Origin of the sequence: Phormidium yuhuli AB48 (assembly GCF_023983615.1) — a bacterium.
Classification (GTDB): Bacteria; Cyanobacteriota; Cyanobacteriia; order Cyanobacteriales; family Geitlerinemataceae; genus Sodalinema; species Sodalinema yuhuli.
On sequence record NZ_CP098611.1, the window covers coordinates 4,252,804 to 4,271,015 of the forward strand.

Consider the following 18,212-nt stretch of genomic DNA (forward strand, 5'->3'; position numbering starts at 1 on the left):
AATGTGAACCTATCCTCATTTAATTTCCTGAAAAGTTGGCATCCCGAAAACAACAAACAATTTGCGGTGGTCGGCTTAGGACGCTTTGGTCGTGCAGTTTGTGCTACTCTGCATGAGAATCGCTATGAAGTTTTGGCTGTGGATCGGGATGAAAAGCTGGTCAATTTAGCGTTGAATGATCGCATTGCAGATCATGTTCTTTGTTTGGATACCACTGAACCCTCAGCCCTCAAAGAAGCAGGATTGTTTGAGTTTGATATTGTCATTGTTGCCATTGGTAATTTCTTGGCAGAAAGTATCATTACAACCTTGAATTTGAAGGAAGGGGGCGTTAAACATGTGGTCACGAAAGCTTCCTCAGAAGTTCATCTGAAACTGCTTAAAAAAGTCGGAGCCGATCGCGTTGTATTTCCAGAGCGAGAGATGGGTTGCGCCTTGGCTCGCGCCCTAACCCGTCCGCGAATTTTAGAGCAGTTTGAACTTGATCCCAATCATAGCATTGTGGAAATTGTGGTTCCCGATAAATTTGAGGGAAAAACCCTGGCTGAACTAGACCTAAGGAAGTCCTATGGCATTAGTGTCTTGGCGGTAGGAAAAGATGAAGGCTTCGAGATTAACCCAAGCCCTCAAGCCAAACTCAAGAAAGGCTTGGCGATGGTGGTGATTGGCTCAAATCGGGATCTCGATCAACTGCCCCTATAGCCGAGACTGACAAATTGTGCTTCAATTCAAGGCGGACTTCGAGGGACAGGTCTCAGCGATGACATAACCGGCAGAGTCCACCGTATCACCCTCGTGACATTACTCAACTGTGGCTAGAGAACAGGATAAGAGACGATGACAAGCATTTCTTGGATCTATTGGGGGGCGATCGCCGCTTGGGGACTGGGGGCAATTCTCTGGGTTGAAGTGGTGCGCGATCTCTATCATGTCCTGGCCCATGTCTGGGCCCCCCTAGGGCGACTGCATAATTGGCATCACCGGGTATTTCGCCCCGATTTGACCCCCAGTAGCGCCCTCATCTACCGCCAGGCTCAATGGTATAACGATGTTCCCGAAGCCTGTGTGATGATTGCCATGAGTCTTGTCCTGTGGGGATTAGCCCATATCGTGACCCCTGAGTTAGCCTGGGGATGTGGTGTCGGTAGTCTTTATGCCACAGGATTCCTCTTGGCGGCCATGGCCCGGGGGATGGGGTGGACCTGGGCCCATGAAATGACGGACATTACCCATTTACCGGGCCCCTTTGTCCAAACTCCCTCTCGCTGGTGGGTGAATCGTCCCTACCATTGGCGACATCACTTTGATAATCAGAATGCTTATTTTTGCAGTACGTTAACCCTGGTGGATCAGGTTATGGGAACAGCACTGTCATTGAAAGGAAAAACCGTCGCCGTCACGGGGGCCTCGGGAACCCTGGGTCGGGCCCTCCTACGGGAGTTGCAGGGCCAAGGTGCGAAAGTGCTGGCCCTGACCTCGGGAGACCAGCCGATTTATCTGGAGAACTCAGAAACGCCAATCCCGACGCGCCAATGGCAGGTGGGGCAGGAAACCGCCTTAGAGCAAGAGTTACGGAAGGTTGATATCCTGGTGATTAATCATGGGGTCAATGTTCATGGCGATCGCACCCCCGAAGCCATTGACTGTTCCTATGAGGTCAACGCCTTTTCCGCCTGGCGCTTGATGGAAACCTTTTTGAAGACCGTCGATGGCGATCGCGATCGCGTGCGCAAAGAACTTTGGGTCAATACCTCAGAAGCCGAAGTCAACCCCGCGTTCAGTCCCCTCTACGAACTGAGTAAACGCACCCTGGGGGATCTCGTCACCCTGCGTCGCCTCGACTCCCCCTGCATTATCCGCAAACTAATTTTGGGACCCTTTAAAAGTAGCCTCAACCCCGTGGGGGTCATGTCCGGCGATCGCGTGGCCGCCAAAATTGTCAAACGGGCCCAGCGGGATGTACGTAATATCATCGTCACCATCAATCCCCTAACCTGGGTGCTTCATCCCCTCAAAGAATTGATGGTATCTCTCTATTTCCGGGGGCTCACTCGACCCTAGCCAGTTGATGCAAGTTGTGCTAACCAGGATGTATCCGCCGAGTTTTCCCACTCATCCTCATTTCCCCAAGGAATTACCATGCTTTCCAGTCAATCTCCCCCTCCGAGCATCAATGTGCCCTCCCTTGATATCTCCGTCGTAGCACCCATCTACAACGAAGTCGAGAGTGTGGGGCGCTTGCTAGAGGCGATCGCCGCCGTCATGGATGAGACGGAGTGGTCCTATGAGATTATTTTGGTTGATGATGGCTCAACGGACGGAACCCGCGATCGCCTACGGGAGTTGGTGCAGGACTATCCACAGCTTAAGGTAATTTTCCTGCGGCGCAACTATGGTCAAACCCCCGCCATGGCCGCCGGGTTCCAAGAAGCCAACGCAGCGGTGATTGTCACCCTCGATGGCGACCTACAAAATGACCCCAAAGACATTCCCAATCTCATCGCCATCCTAGACCAAGGCTATGATCTCGTCAGTGGTTGGCGAAAAAACCGCCAAGATGACGCCCTGACTCGCCTCCTCCCCTCAAAAATTGCCAACTGGCTCATTGGCCGCGTCACCAGTGTCAATCTCCATGATTACGGCTGTTCCCTGAAAGCCTATCGGCGGGAAATTGTCGAGGATCTGAACCTCTACGGAGAACTGCACCGTTTCTTACCGGCCCTGGCCTTCATCGAAGGGGCGCGCATCGCTGAAGTTCCCGTCAATCACCATGCACGTCAGTTCGGTAGCAGTAAATATGGCTTAGGGCGCACCTTTCGCGTCTTAATGGATCTGTTGACGGTGTTTTTCCTCAAGAAATTTCTCACCCGGCCCATGCACGTCTTTGGCGGTTTAGGGATTCTGTCCATGTTATCGGGGGTGATTCTCGGAGGCTATTTGACAGGGCTGAAACTGCTCACAGATGCCAATATCGGCGATCGCCCCCTGCTAACCCTGGCCATCCTCCTAGTCATTGCCGGGGTACAGCTATTTAGCTTTGGCCTCCTCGGCGAGTTGATGATGCGCACCTATCACGAGTCTCAACATCGGCCCATCTATCGCATCCGGGAAATCCTAGCCCAGTCCCCAGCAAACCTTGCCGACAACCGGGGTACGGTTTCTACGAATTAGCACTCGCCCCGTTAGAGTGCTAAGTTTAGGTGTTGGAGTTGCTAGACGATCAAACAATCCATGGCCAAAATTATTTCCTTCGATGAAGACTCACGGCGTTCCCTGGAGCGGGGAGTCAATGCCCTTGCTGATGCCGTTCGCATTACCCTAGGCCCCAAAGGTCGTAACGTTGTCCTAGAAAAGAAATTCGGGGCGCCGGATATTGTGAATGATGGCATCACCATCGCCAAAGACATCGAACTCGAAGATCCCCTCGAAAACGCTGGGGCCAAGTTAATCCGAGAAGTGGCCTCCCAAACCAAAGATCTGGCCGGAGACGGAACCACCACCGCAACGGTTCTGGCCCAAGCCATGATTCGTGAAGGCCTGAGAAACGTCGCCGCTGGTGCCAACCCAGTAGCCCTCAAGCGTGGCATTGAAAAATCCATTGCCAAACTCATTGAGGAAATTGCCGCAGCGGCAAAACCCGTCGAAGGTGCAGCCATTGAACAGGTGGCCACCGTCTCGGCGGGGAATGACACCGAAGTGGGCGAAATGATTGCCAAGGCCATGGATAAGGTGACCAAAGACGGTGTGATCACCGTTGAGGAGTCTAAATCCTTGGCGACGGAATTGGAAGTGGTCGAAGGGATGCAAATCGATCGCGGCTATCTCTCCCCCTATTTTGTCACCGATGCTGAACGGCAAACGGTGGAGTATGATGGCGCCTATATCCTGATTACCGACAAGAAAATCAGCTCCATTCAAGAGATTGTTGCGGTTCTGGAGAAAGTCTCTCAACAGTCAGCGTCTCTGCTCATCATTGCCGAAGATGTGGAAGGCGAAGCCCTCGCCACCTTGGTGGTGAACAAGGCTCGGGGTGTGCTGAATGTGGCAGCGATCAAGGCTCCTGGCTTTGGCGATCGCCGCAAGCAGATGTTACAAGATATCGCAACCCTCACCGGTGGCCAGGTCATTTCTGAAGATGTGGGCTTAAGCCTTGACACCGTGACCCTAGATATGCTAGGCAAAGCTCGCAAGGTGAACATCAGCAAAGATAACACCACCCTCCTCTCGGAAGAAGACCCCCGCCAGAAATCTGACGTGCAAAAACGCATCGCCCAACTGCGTCAGGAACTGGAGCGAACCGACTCCGACTACGATCGCGAAAAACTGCAAGAACGCATTGCCAAACTCGCCGGTGGCGTGGCCGTAATTAAAGTGGGAGCCGCCACGGAAACTGAACTGCGCAGCCGCAAACTCCGCATTGAAGATGCCCTCAACGCCACCAAAGCCGCCGTGGATGAAGGCATCGTCCCCGGTGGTGGTACGACCCTGATTCACTTAGCCAAAGTCCTGGGGCAGTTCAAATCCAGCCTCCACGATGAAGAACAACTCGGGGCTGACATTGTCCTCAAAGCCCTGGAAGCACCTCTGAGCCAAATCGTGGACAACGCCGGTGGGGAAGGGGCTGTTGTGGTTGAGAAAGTGCGCGAAAGCGAGTTCAACATCGGCTACAACGCCATCAGCGGCAAGTATGAAGACCTCATTGTCGCCGGCATTATTGACCCCGCTAAAGTGGTGCGCTCGGCGATTCAAAATGCCGGTTCCATCGCTGGGATGATCCTAACCACGGAAGCCCTCGTGGTTGAGAAACCCGAGAAAGCCAGTCCTGAAGCCGACATGGGCGGCATGGGCGGTATGGGCGGCATGGGCATGGGTGGCATGGGCATGGGTGGCATGGGTATGGGTGGCATGATGTAATCCCCCACCTCGTCACTCATGGCTCAGGTCAGCCAGTCGGGGGAGTCTGTTGCTCCCCCACATTCGACCCTACAATGGAGGGAGGCGATGTTGCCTCCCTCTTTTGATTGGTATTTTTACAGAAACTCTTGGCAGTCCCATCCTAACTCGCGTACTCTGAACAATAGCCTGGCAGCAGTGTCCCCTGAGCCAACTGATTCCTGATCTGACTCCTTGGCTGTTGTCCCAGGCGACTCCATCATCAGGGCTTCTCAGCCTAGGTCGCCCCGATTGGCCTCGGCTGCCCAACGATATTCAAGCCGCCATGTACGTCCCGACGAATTTAGACCTATTTCAGTCGTTCTTGGCCCATAGCCCCATTGCCATGGCGATGGTGGATTGTCAAATGCGATATCTCTGTGTCAGCCGCCAGTGGTGCGAACTCCTTGGCGGTGAACCGGATTCCTTTGTGGGGCGATCGCATTATCAACGCTATCCCTATAATGCTAAACGTTGGCATAGCGTTCATCACGATTGCTTAGAGCGCGATCGCCCTGGCCGTTGGCAAGACTTACAATTTCACCTCGGCGATGGCCAGACACGCCCCATCACCTGGAGTATTAGCCCCTGGAAAACCCCCCAGGGAGAGATGGGAGGTCTAATTCTCATCTGTGAGGATATTCGTAAACCCAAACAGGTCTTACAGCAGCTACGGCGACAGCGAACCGCTCTGAGTCTGCAATTGACGAAAGTGCAAGGGGAGTTAGAAAAGGCGCGTCAGGAACGCGATCACATTGAAGATATCCGCAGCATGAGTCAGATCTCCATCAACCAAGCTGGAGATACGGTCTTTTGGATTACCCAAGACGGCAACATCTTTTATGTCAACGATGCCGCCTGCCTCTCCCTCGGCTACACCCGAGAAGAATTGTTGATGATGACCATTCACGAAATTAACCCGGATTTGCCCCCGGAAATTTGGCCCGATTACTGGGATCAGATTCGTGAGTTTGGCTCCTTTACCCTAGAATCTCGTCACCGCAGCAAGGATGGCAAAGTCTTCCCCGTAGAAATTACCATCAACTCCCTGGTCTACAACGACCAAGAATATACTTGCACCTTTGCCCGGGATATCAGTGAACGCAAACACGCTGAGGCGGAACTCTACCAAGCCACCCTGGCCGCCGAGGCCGCCAATGAGGCCAAAAGTTCCTTCTTAGCGAACATGAGCCACGAGTTACGCACGCCCCTCAATGCCATTATTGGCTATAGCGAAATCCTCCAAGAAGAATTTGAGGATATGGCATTGGAAGATGAAGAAATCCTTACCGACCTCAAGAGTATCACCACCGCTGGCCGCCATCTACTGACCATTATTCAAGATATTCTCGACTTCTCTAAAATTGAAGCCGGGAAAATGGATCTCGACCCTCAAGTGTTTAATGTGGCCACGCTGGTTCAAGAGTTAGCCAGTACCATTCAACCCCTAGTCGATAAAAATACCAATAGCATTCGCGTTGATTGTAGCCTCAATGTGGGGACCATGGAGGCGGATCAGACGAAGGTTCGGCAAGTGCTGTTAAATTTACTCAGTAATGCCGCTAAGTTTACCCATCAAGGGACAATTGTCTTAATGGTGAATCGTCAGGAGTCCCCTTTTAGTATCATGTCTGGGGATGGGGAGCTATCGGCTCAGAGGTCCGATGGTCAGTCTTTGGGAGCTGGGGAACCGGGCTGGATTTGCTTCCGCGTCAGTGATACGGGGATTGGCATGACTCGTGAGCAAATTGACCATATTTTTCAGCCCTTTACTCAAGGGGATCAATCGACGACGAAACGCTATGGAGGGACGGGTTTAGGATTAGCGATTAGTCGTCGTTTTTGTCAGATGATGGGGGGCGATATTACCGTTGAAAGTGAGCCGGGGGTTGGCTCAACCTTTATTGTTGACTTACCGGCAGGCCAGGTGGCGGGGTCCTTGAGCATGGGCCAGGAGGGGAAACCGGTGAATATCAATCATCATCCTCGCGAGACCGCCAGTTCTCTATCGCGATCGCCCGAGGACGGGCCCCTATTGGAGGAAACGGCGGAATTGTTGGAGTTGCCGGCGTTTTCAAATGTTAACCTTAAGGATTTTGAAGCGGACCCCCTAGGTTCTGCGTCTCTGGATAGCTTTGAGGAGGAGTTTGCTGAGGTGGATGTGGAGGATTGGTGGACCGTGGAGGAAGACCAGATGGAATCAACGCCACCATCGCGACGGGTCCCGTCCACCTCGGAGTGGAGTGAAGCTCCCTGGGATGATGCGCAATGGGATGAGAGTATGTTTGGGGATGATGGTCAGCAGCCAGAGGCCCCCTTGGATGAGAAAACGGAGTTAGATTATTGGGAGTCGGAACCGTGACGGATTGGCAGCGTTTTTCTCTGGCTCGGGCCCGTCAAAGTTTAGTGCGATCGCTGGCCCGCAGTCGTCAACCTCAAGCCCGAACCGGCGGCCCCCAGATACAGTCGCAGCGAGAGCAGTTAGAGCAAAGTTTAGAGAAGTTGGAGAGTGGCCTGATTCGGGTGGCGGTGTTTGGGGCCGTCAGTCGGGGGAAATCGGCGGTGTTGAATGCACTGTTGGGACAACGGGTGTTTGCCACGGGGCCCCTGAATGGGGTGACGCAATGGACGCGCTCGGTGATGTGGCAGCTTCCCTCGGCCACGGGAACGATTCCGGTGGAGTTGATTGATACGCCGGGGATTGATGAGATTGCTGGGGGAGAACGGGCCCTGATGGCCATGGATGTGGCCAAGCAGGCGGATTTGATTCTGTTTGTGGTGGCGGGGGATTTGACTCAGACGGAGTATGTGGCGTTATCTCAGTTGGGGGAGTTGGGCAAGCCGCTATTGTTGGTGTTCAATAAGATGGATTTGTATCCTGAGTTGGATCAGGCCCAGATTTTGGCTCAGTTACGTCAGTTGGCCCGGGGGGAACGGCTCCCGTTGAGCTTCGATGAGATTGCTTGTGTGGCGGCTGAACCCAATCCGCGCCGGGTGCGTCATGAACGAGCGGATGGCCGGGTGGAGGAGGCTTGGGAAACCCCCGCACCTGATGTGATGGCGTTAAAGGAGAAGTTGCGATCGCTCTTATCGTCTCAAGGAATGGCGTTGTTGGCGTTAAATGCTCTGGTCCAAGGACGGGAGGCGGAACGGGCCATGGCTCAAGGACGACTCAAGGCTCGCCGTGAGGAGGCCGAACAGTTGATTCAGGATTTTGCCCTGTATAAGGGGGCCATTGTGGCTTGTAATCCCCTGTTTGTGGTGGATGTGATTGGCGGAACGGTGGCGGATTTACTCTTGGTTCGCAGTTTGGCCCGTCTCTATGATCTCCCCATGACCAGTCATGAGGCGGGTAAACTCTTGCGAACAATTTTTGTTAGTGCGGGAGGCTTACTGTTAGGGGAAACCCTCGGCAATGCCCTGTTTGGAGGGGGGAAGTTGGGACTCCTGGCGGGAGGATTTCCGGGATTCTTGGGCATGGCCCTCAGTCAAGGGGCGATCGCCGCTTCAGGCAGTTACCTCGTGGGACAAGCGGCGAAAACCTATTTAGAACAAGGCTGTACCTGGGGTGAAGCCGGCTCAGACACCGTGATTCGCGAAATTTTAAGTCGATTAGAAGCTCAGGGCGATCGCCCCCCCATCCCCTAAAATTAGCCGACATCTCCCCAAAAAAGAAAAAACCGGGTCTATCCCGCTCCCGAGAGATAGACCCCGCGCACGCCCCCCAATATGAGGAGAGAACACTGCCGGTTTAGAGGAGAACACTGAAAATTAGTATAAGCTTGTTGAAAATAGTTGTCAACACTTGTGGTAAATTAAATGTGAGATCACCCCATAGAGAGAGTTCCTATGACATCAACCTCCAACTCCGTCACCATAGCTCCCCGTCTCGGTCAATGGCTAGAGGAGTATAACGAAATCACCACCATCCTGCCGGTTCTAGCGGGTTTACTGGCCACGAGTCGCCTACGATTACGGGGGGCCCAAGCCCTGCTGGTCAACCTCCTCATCGCGGCTCTGGTGCGGCAAGTTGTGGGAAACCTGAAACAACAAGGACAATCCCTAACCCCAGTCGAGACCCCCAACGGCGACTCGACCCCCAACGGTTATGCCACAGTGGCCTCCCAAGAGCCGGAAGACTACACCATTGTTCATTCCGTCCCCGGGCGGATTCGGCTGCGGATTCCTCGCCTGAGAACCGATGCTATCTATGCCAAACGCCTGCAAGCCCTCTTAGTGGAAGAGTCCCGGGTCAAATCCGCTCGGATTAATCGAGCGGCCGCCTCCCTAGCCATACAATATGACGGCGGTGGCCTGTCTGAGTTGGAATTGGGGTTATACCTCCTCCAAGTTCTCCAACAGGCAGAAACCCCCGTCTCCTCCCCCGCCCAAGGGTAACGTTCCTTGCGCCCAGAGTTCCTCTAGCCCAATCCCAACCATGACTCAAGCCACTGCCACCTGTTCCATTGTTCATCGCAGCCCCGGCCGCCTGCGGTTGCGTCTACCGGGTCTGAATCACTCTGACCTGCTGGCCCAGGCCCTAGAACAGTCCTTAGAGCAAACCGCCGGGGTTCAACAGGTACGACTCAATCGGGCTGCCCAATGTTTGGTGATTCACTATCATCCCCATTGGCTCAGCCCAGGAGAGATTCTGAAGCAGGTGACGGCCGTTGAGGAACAGCCCCGGCTCTTGGTTGGGGACGGGTCTGAGGACTCACAGAACCCCTCAGCCTCGGCAGCCGAGGATTTGAGTGATTCCTTAACGAAACCTCTCCTAGCCGCCGCCCTGGCTTGGCTGAGTGGTCGTCCTGGCTGGGGGGGCTTGCGACCGTTCGCCTTGTTGTCCTTCTTGGTGGCGGTGTTTCCCACGGCTAAACGGGCTTGGCAGACGGTGCGGGAGGAGCGACGGCTCAATATCGATGGTTTGGATCTGTTGGCCTTGAGTTTGGGGGCTTGGCAGGGGCGATTGTTGACCCCCGCCTTGACCCTAACCCTCCATGAATTGGGGGATGTTATCCGTCAGCAGACCGCCCGCCGCACGGTGGTGGAAACCGCTGATTTACGAGATACCATTGGTCGGTTTGCTTGGGTGCAAGAGCCGGGGGAGGATTCCCCTCGGCAAGTGGAGAGCGATCGCGTTCCGGTGCAAGCTCGGGTGATGGTCTATCCTGGAGAACAGATTCCTGTGGATGGAACAGTGGTGCGGGGAGAGGCGACCGTTGACCAGCAGGGGCTAACGGGGGAAGCTATGCCCCTGGTGCGACGGCCGGGCGATCGCGTGTGGGCCTCGACCTTGGTGCGATCGGGTCAATTGGAATTGCGGGCGGAACGGGTCGGGACGCAAACTCGGGCGGCGGCCAGTTTGGAGTTATTACGCAAGGCGCCGGTTCAGGATACGCGCATGGCGAACTATGCGGCGAAGGTGGCGGACCGCCTGATTTGGCCCTCGTTGCTCCTGGCGGGACTGACTCTGTTGACAACCCGCAGTCCAGCTCGGGCGGCGGCAATTCTGACCCTGGATTTTGTCACGGGAATCCGAGTCTCAATTCCGACAGCGTTTCTGGGCGCTCTGACTCACACCACCCGCCACGGGATTCTAGTCCGCAGTGGGCGCACCTTGGAACAGTTGGCTCAGGTGGATACGTTGGTGTTTGATAAGACGGGAACCCTGACTCAGGGAACCATCGCCATCGCCGGGGTGCGAGGTCTCCCGGACGGGTTACCCACTGAGAGAGTTTTGCAATTGGCGGCGGCGGCGGAACAGCAATTGACTCATCCGGTGGCGGAGGCCTTGGTTCGCTACAGTCAGGAACAGGGGGTATCGTTGCCGGTTCGTAACCATTGGTCCTATGAGGTGGGGCTGGGGGTGGAGGCCGAGATTGACGGACAGCTGGTTTGGGTGGGCAGTCAACGCTTCCTGGAGGAGGCGGGGGTGGATTGGTGTGGCCAGCCCCAGGGGGGTGAGTTGCGGGACGGGTTAGATGGGGAGTCGCTGATTTATGTGGCCTGCGATCGCCGCTTCCAAGGGCTGATTCATTATACAGACCCCCTACGGCCGGAGAGCCAAGGGTTACTGCAACAGTTGCAAGCCCGGTATGGGATTGAGATTTATTTATTGACGGGAGATCATCCTCAACGGGCGGCGGAGGTGGCCCAACAGTTGGGCATTCCCCCAGAACGGGTGCAAGCCGAGGCGTTCCCGGAGGATAAGGCCCGCATGGTCCGGGAACTGCATCGCAGTGGCCGCACGGTGGGATTTGTCGGGGATGGCTTGAATGATTCGGTAGCCTTGGCCTATGCGGATGTGTCGGTGTCCTTTGCCCAAGGGTCCGAGATTGCCCGGGAAACGGCGGATGTGGTGTTGATGAATGAGGGATTGATGGACTTGTTGGAGGCGATCGCCATCTCCCGCCAAACTCGTTCTCTAATTGAACAAAATATCGCCCTAGTGGTGGGACCGAATCTGGCGGCGTTGGGCCTGGCGACGACGGTGGGCCTCAATCCTCTCCTAGCGACAGCGATTCACAACGGCTCGGCGATCGCCGCCGGACTCAATAGTCTGCGGCCCTTAGTGGTTCATCAGTTAGATTGGGAAGCCATCCCTCAACGAACCCTTCCCTCAACTCGACCCCAGACTCGATCCAGTTAAGGGTTAACCCTGTGTCCTCTGTGACTCCGTGGTTCTCCATCCCTTTGAGGTTGATAACTGCAAATTATTCTCATTGAAGCGAAATGCTGTTACCCTGGAAACTGATGCTACAAGAGGCTGGGATGCTCCAGAGCACTTAACCGATGTCTTTAATTCACCTGGAAAAGTCCGTTCTCACCTTCCACTTCAAAGAAATTCTCGAAGGTGGAGACGATAGTCATCCGCTAACCTGGTTAGGGTTAGGGGTGTTGGTCTTCGGTTCACCCCTATTACCCCTTGTGAGCCAGACTCGCCCACGCCGACCCACCCCGTCAAGGGCCAGGGTTAGAGAAGGGATCTCCCTGTCCGAGTGGATTGCTCAGGCTCAACAACAGAGTCAGTTGGCCTCCGAGTTCTTGCCAACAGACCTCTCGCAACGGGCCGGGCGATCGCCCCAAGGGAACGCATCGAGCCAAGTCCAGCCGATGAGCCACATCTCTAGTTAAGCTGGCTCAGCTCCCTCGTGATTGGAGGCACCTGAGTCAGAGCCACTGGGGGAGGGGGACAGAGCCGCCGGAGAGGTTCCGTGGACTTCCGCACGAGCCTCCGCTGCAATGTCCGCTAGGAGTTCTCCGGCTTCGGCGATCGCCCCTCGGGTTTTTTCAAACAAAATGACACTAGATTTGAGGGTTCCTCGTAGTAAGGGTTTAGCGTAGGGTAACACCATGGGAGTGATCACCACAGCCGCCGCTCCGATGGCGATCGCTTTTGCGTTAGGATCTGCGGCCAACTGAGCCACCCGCTGCCGGAGTCCGATGGGGTCTTGATGTCCCTGCATAATTCGGTTCCTCTTTAGAAAGATTGCTCCAATTTCGGAGTATTTACCCTTATTCTAGCTCAATTTTCTAATTTACGTCAAAGACTCCAAAAATCTCGAAATATTTGCTAATTTTTACTAATTAAACACCCCAGAGAGTCATCTAAACATCAAAGATTGCCTTCTTCCCCCTATTCCCTTTTCCCTGTTCCCTGTTCCCTTCTTCTCCCCCTAACCCCCCCTTTCCACCGGCACAATTTCCGTATATTCAAACTCATTGGGACTATGACAGACGAGAGGATAGCGCACCCCAAAGCGTTCAATGGCATCCTCGTCACAGTCTGGTTTAGGAGAGTTGTAGCGTAAGACATACTCTTGGCCAATGCGATCGCACATTTCCCTCTCCACCTCCCCCCGCCATTGCGTTTTCGTCACCAACACCACCAACTGGTTCGCCAACTGAGGAATCGACTTCGCCACCTGACGGCGATACATCTCATCGAGACTGCCAAAGGGGGAATCCATCACCACCGGATAGGTACTACTATTGGGGGCCACCAGCACTTGACGCTGACTCCAACTGCGAACCCCATCAATAATCCCACCAATAAACGACAAACTGAGAATCTGATTCTCCCCCGTCGAAGCCGCCACCACCTGATCTCGTCCAGCAGTCCGTTCAATCAGACTCAACTCGTAATTCTCATTCAAGATGGGAATATAGGGAGTAAACGAGATTTGGCGAAATAGGGCCTGGATGCGTTCTTCCAGAGATTGGCGAAATCGCTGTTCAAAATTCTCTTGAATCCGTTGTAGGCGCTCAATCGCATCAACCACCTTAGCAATCCGCCGTTGTGCCAGGAGTTGCTTGCGCTCATTCATCTGTTGCTGATCCACCTGTTTTCCCAACTGGGTAATCTCCCGCTGGAGGTTCAGCCGCTGTTGCTGGTTCGCGCCTAATTCCTGATTTAATTCACTGCTGCGTAATTCTAAATCATCCAATTGCTGTTGCAGGTTCTGGATATCCTGATCGGGGAAACTACGAAGTTGATCTTTCACCGACTCCAACCCATTCCTAACGCTGGAGAGTTCTTCAATGAGTTGAATTAAGGCTTGGTGGTGTTCTTGGGTAGTTTGACAAAACTCTTGTGCTTGGCTGTCAATATCATCCACTTGGGAACTGAGGCGAATGGCCGTTTCTTCGACATCAGCAATGGCGGCTTTTTCCGTCCATTTTTGCACACTTTCAAAGCCAGGGGAGCCGGGATGGAGTTCCGCGCCACAAATACAGCGTTCTTGGTTGAGAAGTTGCTCAACAAAACTGCGTTGAATCCCCCGCCGCAGTTCTCCCGTCTCCTGACGTTGGGATAACCAGCCGCGAAACCCTTGGGTTAGGTCCCCCAGGAGGACGGTATAGCCTTTACTGGCGATCGCCTCCGCTAATCCCGCTCGCGTCTGCTGGATGCGATTGACCATATCGTCATTTTGCTTTTCCAAGGTCGTCCGTTGCAGTTGCAGATTTTCCGCACCTTGGAGTTCCAGTAATTGCCGATTGAGGTCATGTTTTTTATCGCCAAAATGTTTTAAATCTGCCTCAATTTGCTGATTGCGTTTTTCGAGACTATCAACTTTTGCTTCTTTATCTTGTTTCTGTTTTAAGAATTTTTTGGTTTCTGGGTTGCCAATCCCTTTGAGATGATTTTCTAAAGATTTGCGAACCTCTTTGAGATGACGCACTCCCCCATCAATGGCGTTAATTCCTAATAAAGCTTTCGTCGCATCTGCTAGTTCTGATCGTTTATCATCTCGCATTAACTTTTCGATTCGTTCTCCATCAAAGAAGAAATAGCTATGAAGACTCTCAGGTAAGATACGGGCAATGATATCATAGGCGGGTTCTCGGGGTAGCAGCCAGCGTCCATCTTCCTGAGCATATTGTAGGTTTAAGAGACTGTCCCCAGTTTCCACTCCAGATTCTGTAGCATAGGCGCGACAGGTGCGGCGGGCCCGATAGAGGATGGTTCCATGTTCAAAGTGAAGTTCCACGAAACATTCAACGGGTTCTCGGAGGGGAGTTTCGGCGATCGCCCGTTTATTCACCAGTTGGTCTTCGGCAGCAAAAGCGGCACTAAATTTCTCATAGAGAACCCAGGTAAAGCCATTGGTAATGCTGGTTTTTCCTGAGCCATTGTTACCATGAAATATGGTGGTATTGCGCTCCCCACTGGCTAAGATGAGTCGCGGGGTTTTCCCATAAAACTGACGGAAGTTACAAAACTGGATAGATAGGAGTTTCATAGCCAGACTAGACGAGCAAGGAAGGAGGTGATGCGATCGTGATGACCTCTCTATCGTAACATCGAGGTGAGGGTCAGTGAAGCGCCCCCTGTGTCCTTGTAATGGGTAGGGGCGAACCCTTGTGGTCGCCCTCCCCTTGTGTCGCCCTCCCCTTGGGGTCGCCCTCCCTTCCCTTGTGTCGCCCTCTGGGAACATGGTATGCGGCGGGAATCGTCATCAGCGAGGGGTGAATCGCTGACGGATGAGGCGATAGAGGATGAGTGAAATTAACCAAACCACTGCCAAGGGTAAGGCAATGAGTCCGCCGAGAAAACATAGAATTAGATGAAATTTACCCCGTTCGGCGAATTTGACCAGTTTTTTCTGCCACTTGGGAATTGGGTAGGCATCAAGGGGTAAGTTCAAGTCTTGATAAATGGCTGTGGCTTGCTGTGAGGCGGCAAACCCCTCTTGGACTCTGCCTAGTTTTTGATATAAGTTACCTAACATCAATAATGTGTTGGCTTCACCCCGTTTGTCGCTAATGTCCCCTGTGATTTTTAGGGATTGTTCGTAAAAGGCGATCGCCTCTGGGTAGCGTCCTAGGGAATTGTAAGCATTGCCTAAACCGATTAAAGAAGTGGCTTCACCCTGTCGGTTGCCGATGTCCCGTGCGATGTCCAGAGATTGTTCGAGAATGGCGATCGCCTCTGGGTAGCGTTTTAGGGCATTGTAAGCATTGCCTAAATTGATTAAAGAATTAGCTTCACCCTGTCGGTGTCTAATTTCCTGGAAAATTTCCAGTGATTCTTGATGAAACGTGATTGCGTCTCGGTAGCGTCCTAAGCAATTGTAAGCATAACCTAAATGGTTTAAGGAATCCGCTTCACCCTGTCGGTGTCTAATTTCCTGGAAAATTTCCAGCGATTTTTTATGAAACGTGATGGCGTCTCGATAGCGTCCTAGACCATTGTAAGCATTGCCTAAATTGTTTAAAGAATCGGCTTCACCCTGTGGTTTACCGATGTCCCGTGCGATGTCCAGTTGTTGTTCAAGAATGGCTATCGCGTCTCGGTAACGTCCCAGGGACTTGTAAGCACTGCCTAAACCGATTAGAGAATCGGCTTCACCCTGTTGGTCGCGGATGTCCCGTGCGATTTCCAGAGATTTTTTATAAACGGCGATCGCGTCTCGGTAGCGTCCTAGGGACCTGTAACCATTGCCTAACGAGATTAAAGAGGCAGTATACCGATAATCTTCTCGACAGGGGAGATGTTCGACTAATTGCTGGTAGAGTTCTGCCAGAAGTTGATTATGACCCCGTAAACAGAGGAACTCATTGACATCATCCCCATCCCGAAGGACATCAAACGCCGCCTCATACTCTCCCAACTCACAGCGATGATAAAACACCTCCAAATAGTCCTGCACATCCTCCAGGGTTTCCCACTCCGCGCGAGACGTAACGCGACTCTCATAAAACTCAATCGCCCGTAAATGGGCCTCCCGCAAATCCCCGGCGCGAAACTTGAGATACTCCTCAATCAAAGGGAGGAACCGATACCCCTGGGCCTCCGCCAGCAAAAACCCCCGTTTCGCCAACCGCCGCAACTCCTTCGGGGCCACCGTCTCCCCCATCATGGCACTCGCCCAAGTCCCATCAAACGCCTGACGCAACACCACCAACGACAACAACAGCCGCCGCCATTTCTCCGACAAGCGATTAAAACTCGCATCCAACACCGCCAACAACTGCACCACCTCCTGACGGTGGACTCCCCTTAACTGCGACATCAACATCCCCACATCAGCCAGTCCCAACTCCGCCAATTGCCCAATTGTCGCCTCATCCCCAAATTCCTCATGCAGCAACCCCGCCACCAGTTTCAGCGTCAGAGGATGTCCATTCACCTATTGGACAAACTCCTGCAAGTCCGCCTCTGTTCCCCCTACCGCCAACTCCTGCAACAGCTGCGCTCCCTCCGTCGGCGAGAGTCCCCCGAGGGCTAATTCCGTGGGGTTCTCCTGCACCAACGGCGGCGCCACTTGAGTCGTGACGAGAATTTCCGTCTGGTGACAGGCCCCCAGCCACCGCTGCAAAAAGTCTCGATAGCCCTCATCTTGCAACACCGACTCCAAATTATCCAACACCAGCAAAAAGCGTCGCCGTTGCAGACAATGAATCAAGACCTCAGTTAAACGAGTCTCTGGGATGTCTTGCAACTCCTGGGGGGAGAGTTTGCCCAACTCCTGCAATATCCCGCGAGCGACAATGGCATAACTCGGACGCTGTCGCAAATCCAGCCACAAATTCCCCTCAAAATCAGTCCGTTCCCGAAACACCTTCGCCGCCAGGGTGGATTTCCCCATCCCCGGTAATCCCACAATCACCCCCAATTTCGTGTTCTCATCCTTCAGCCAACCGTTCACTCGGTTCCATTCTTCCTCCCGTCCCTGCCAATTGGTCACCTTTGGGGGGTTGGTGTCCAAACTGAAGGAAATGGCTTGCATCCCCGATGTATCTCGCTCCAAGAAGGCCACAACCCTCTCAAATCCAGCATCGACGGTATCTTGTAACCGTTGATTCGCTTCACTAAGGTTGCCAAATCCCTCTCTGAGGGTTTCCTGCAAACTCCCTAATTCCTCCTGCAACTCAGTCCGCATCCGTTCCAGAGTCTCCCGAGTCAGTGTCAACTCCTGCAACACTTCCTCGAAGCCTGAGCGAATCTGGTTTCCCAACACCTGGAACTGTTGTGAATTTTCCTCTAACCCCTGTCGCAGTTGCGTCACCGCCGCCAATTCCGCCTGTAAGTCCGGTCCTTGGGTTTGGGAACGGGTCTTCAGCAACTCCTGTAAAATCCCCTGCATTTCCCCCAGTAGGGAGAGCGTCAAGCCAGCAAAGGCTCGTCCCCCCTCTTCAAAATCCCCTTTCAACACCTCCCGTAAGGCAAACGCAAACTTCTCCCGCAACTGGGCCGCCACTTCCTGGAGGACATTTTCGGGCAATTGAACCGTAGCCCCGGGACAGAGCCAATATTTCAGTAAAGTCCGCCAATCCTCCAGCCTCAACACCGTTTGACCCACATAGTCCCTCGTACCCCCTCGAAATAGCCCTGTAAGCTCAGTTTCTTGGATTGGGTCAAAATCAACCTTTTTCCCCTCTTTCAAGGCTTGGGCGACCTCCTGCCAGGCTTTGAGGGTATATTTAGCGAGGGCTGCCAGTTTTTTGCTAGAGTGAGGATAAGTTCCGGCTTCAGCGATGCTTTTAATAATCAGGGCGATGGCGAATCCCGTCGCCTCAGTTAAGTCATGGTTGCCTAATTTATCTTGACTGCCTCGCAGGCGAACCGCAATATGATTGAGGTGTTGGGGAACCATATCATTGGCAACAACGCCCCCAGCCACCGAGGAGGCGATGGCCCCCAGGGGTCCACCGCACACCGTCCCCCCCACCAAGACGGCTGTCGCGGTTAACAATCGTGTTTGAGTCGAGGCCAGCACATCCATCACCGTCTCCCCGGGGAATGCCAGAGTCCTTATTATTATAGGCACACCGTT

General features: G+C 53.6%; 13 protein-coding genes. 9 read left to right on the plus strand and 4 right to left on the minus strand.

Annotated elements, in window-relative coordinates:
• Nucleotides 1-3: 3 nt before the first annotated feature.
• The 9 genes from NEA10_RS18335 (at nt 4) to NEA10_RS18375 (ending at nt 12,066) form a co-directional block, all read left to right on the plus strand.
• Nucleotides 4-702, plus strand: a complete 699-nt coding sequence (locus NEA10_RS18335; protein ID WP_252665407.1) for a potassium channel family protein — start codon at nt 4-6, stop codon at nt 700-702.
• A gap of 135 nt (nt 703-837) precedes the next feature.
• Nucleotides 838-2,061 (plus strand): bifunctional sterol desaturase/short chain dehydrogenase, encoded by a 1,224-nt coding sequence (locus NEA10_RS18340; RefSeq protein ID WP_252662779.1) that lies wholly within the window; start codon nt 838-840, stop codon nt 2,059-2,061.
• 78 nt (nt 2,062-2,139) lie between these two features.
• Entirely contained in the window at nt 2,140-3,171 is a 1,032-nt protein-coding gene (locus tag NEA10_RS18345) for a glycosyltransferase family 2 protein (protein WP_252662780.1), read from the plus strand.
• A 60-nt stretch (nt 3,172-3,231) separates the two neighbouring features.
• A complete protein-coding gene (gene groL / locus NEA10_RS18350) occupies nt 3,232-4,914 on the plus strand; it encodes a chaperonin GroEL (RefSeq protein WP_252662781.1) in 1,683 nt (560 codons plus the stop codon).
• A 220-nt stretch (nt 4,915-5,134) separates the two neighbouring features.
• On the plus strand, nt 5,135-7,294 hold the full coding sequence (locus tag NEA10_RS18355) for a PAS domain-containing sensor histidine kinase (RefSeq protein WP_309494399.1): 2,160 nt from the start codon (nt 5,135-5,137) through the stop codon (nt 7,292-7,294).
• Nucleotides 7,276-8,580: a GTP-binding protein gene (locus NEA10_RS18360; protein ID WP_252662782.1), complete on the plus strand. Its 1,305-nt coding sequence runs from the start codon at nt 7,276-7,278 to the stop codon at nt 8,578-8,580. Before NEA10_RS18355 ends, NEA10_RS18360 begins: the two co-directional genes overlap by 19 nt.
• A gap of 201 nt (nt 8,581-8,781) precedes the next feature.
• On the plus strand, nt 8,782-9,330 hold the full coding sequence (locus NEA10_RS18365; protein WP_252662783.1) for an HMA2 domain-containing protein: 549 nt from the start codon (nt 8,782-8,784) through the stop codon (nt 9,328-9,330).
• A gap of 40 nt (nt 9,331-9,370) precedes the next feature.
• A complete protein-coding gene (locus NEA10_RS18370; protein ID WP_252662784.1) occupies nt 9,371-11,581 on the plus strand; it encodes a heavy metal translocating P-type ATPase in 2,211 nt (736 codons plus the stop codon).
• A gap of 143 nt (nt 11,582-11,724) precedes the next feature.
• The gene (locus NEA10_RS18375; protein WP_252662785.1) at nt 11,725-12,066 is read left to right on the plus strand and encodes a hypothetical protein; all 342 of its coding nucleotides are present in this window, start codon (nt 11,725-11,727) and stop codon (nt 12,064-12,066) included.
• Here the strand turns inward: NEA10_RS18375 and NEA10_RS18380 are convergent.
• The 4 genes from NEA10_RS18380 to NEA10_RS18395 all read right to left on the minus strand — a co-directional run bounded on the left by NEA10_RS18380 (nt 12,063) and on the right by NEA10_RS18395 (nt 18,161).
• Nucleotides 12,063-12,398 carry a DUF5132 domain-containing protein gene (locus tag NEA10_RS18380; RefSeq protein WP_252662786.1) on the minus strand — a complete coding sequence of 112 codons (336 nt, stop codon included), beginning with the start codon at nt 12,396-12,398 and terminating at the stop codon, nt 12,063-12,065. The two genes, NEA10_RS18375 and NEA10_RS18380, sit on opposite strands and share 4 nt — an antisense overlap.
• A gap of 210 nt (nt 12,399-12,608) precedes the next feature.
• Nucleotides 12,609-14,675 (minus strand): AAA family ATPase, encoded by a 2,067-nt coding sequence (locus NEA10_RS18385; RefSeq protein ID WP_252662787.1) that lies wholly within the window; start codon nt 14,673-14,675, stop codon nt 12,609-12,611.
• A 216-nt stretch (nt 14,676-14,891) separates the two neighbouring features.
• Nucleotides 14,892-16,565, minus strand: coding sequence for a tetratricopeptide repeat protein (locus NEA10_RS18390; protein WP_252662788.1), 1,674 nt, complete (start codon nt 16,563-16,565; stop codon nt 14,892-14,894).
• Nucleotides 16,566-18,161: an NB-ARC domain-containing protein gene (locus tag NEA10_RS18395; RefSeq protein WP_252662789.1), complete on the minus strand. Its 1,596-nt coding sequence runs from the start codon at nt 18,159-18,161 to the stop codon at nt 16,566-16,568.
• Between the last annotated feature and the right edge of the window lie 51 nt (nt 18,162-18,212).

Coding starts and splice junctions, on each gene's coding strand:
- NEA10_RS18340 (WP_252662779.1), top strand. CDS start 838: ATGACAAGCATTTCTTGGATCTATTGGGGGGCGATCGCCGCTTGGGGA.
- NEA10_RS18345 (WP_252662780.1), top strand. CDS start 2,140: ATGCTTTCCAGTCAATCTCCCCCTCCGAGCATCAATGTGCCCTCCCTT.
- groL (WP_252662781.1), top strand. CDS start 3,232: ATGGCCAAAATTATTTCCTTCGATGAAGACTCACGGCGTTCCCTGGAG.
- NEA10_RS18365 (WP_252662783.1), top strand. CDS start 8,782: ATGACATCAACCTCCAACTCCGTCACCATAGCTCCCCGTCTCGGTCAA.
- NEA10_RS18370 (WP_252662784.1), top strand. CDS start 9,371: ATGACTCAAGCCACTGCCACCTGTTCCATTGTTCATCGCAGCCCCGGC.
- NEA10_RS18375 (WP_252662785.1), top strand. CDS start 11,725: ATGTCTTTAATTCACCTGGAAAAGTCCGTTCTCACCTTCCACTTCAAA.
- NEA10_RS18380 (WP_252662786.1), bottom strand. CDS start 12,398: ATGCAGGGACATCAAGACCCCATCGGACTCCGGCAGCGGGTGGCTCAG.
- NEA10_RS18385 (WP_252662787.1), bottom strand. CDS start 14,675: ATGAAACTCCTATCTATCCAGTTTTGTAACTTCCGTCAGTTTTATGGG.
- NEA10_RS18395 (WP_252662789.1), bottom strand. CDS start 18,161: ATGGATGTGCTGGCCTCGACTCAAACACGATTGTTAACCGCGACAGCC.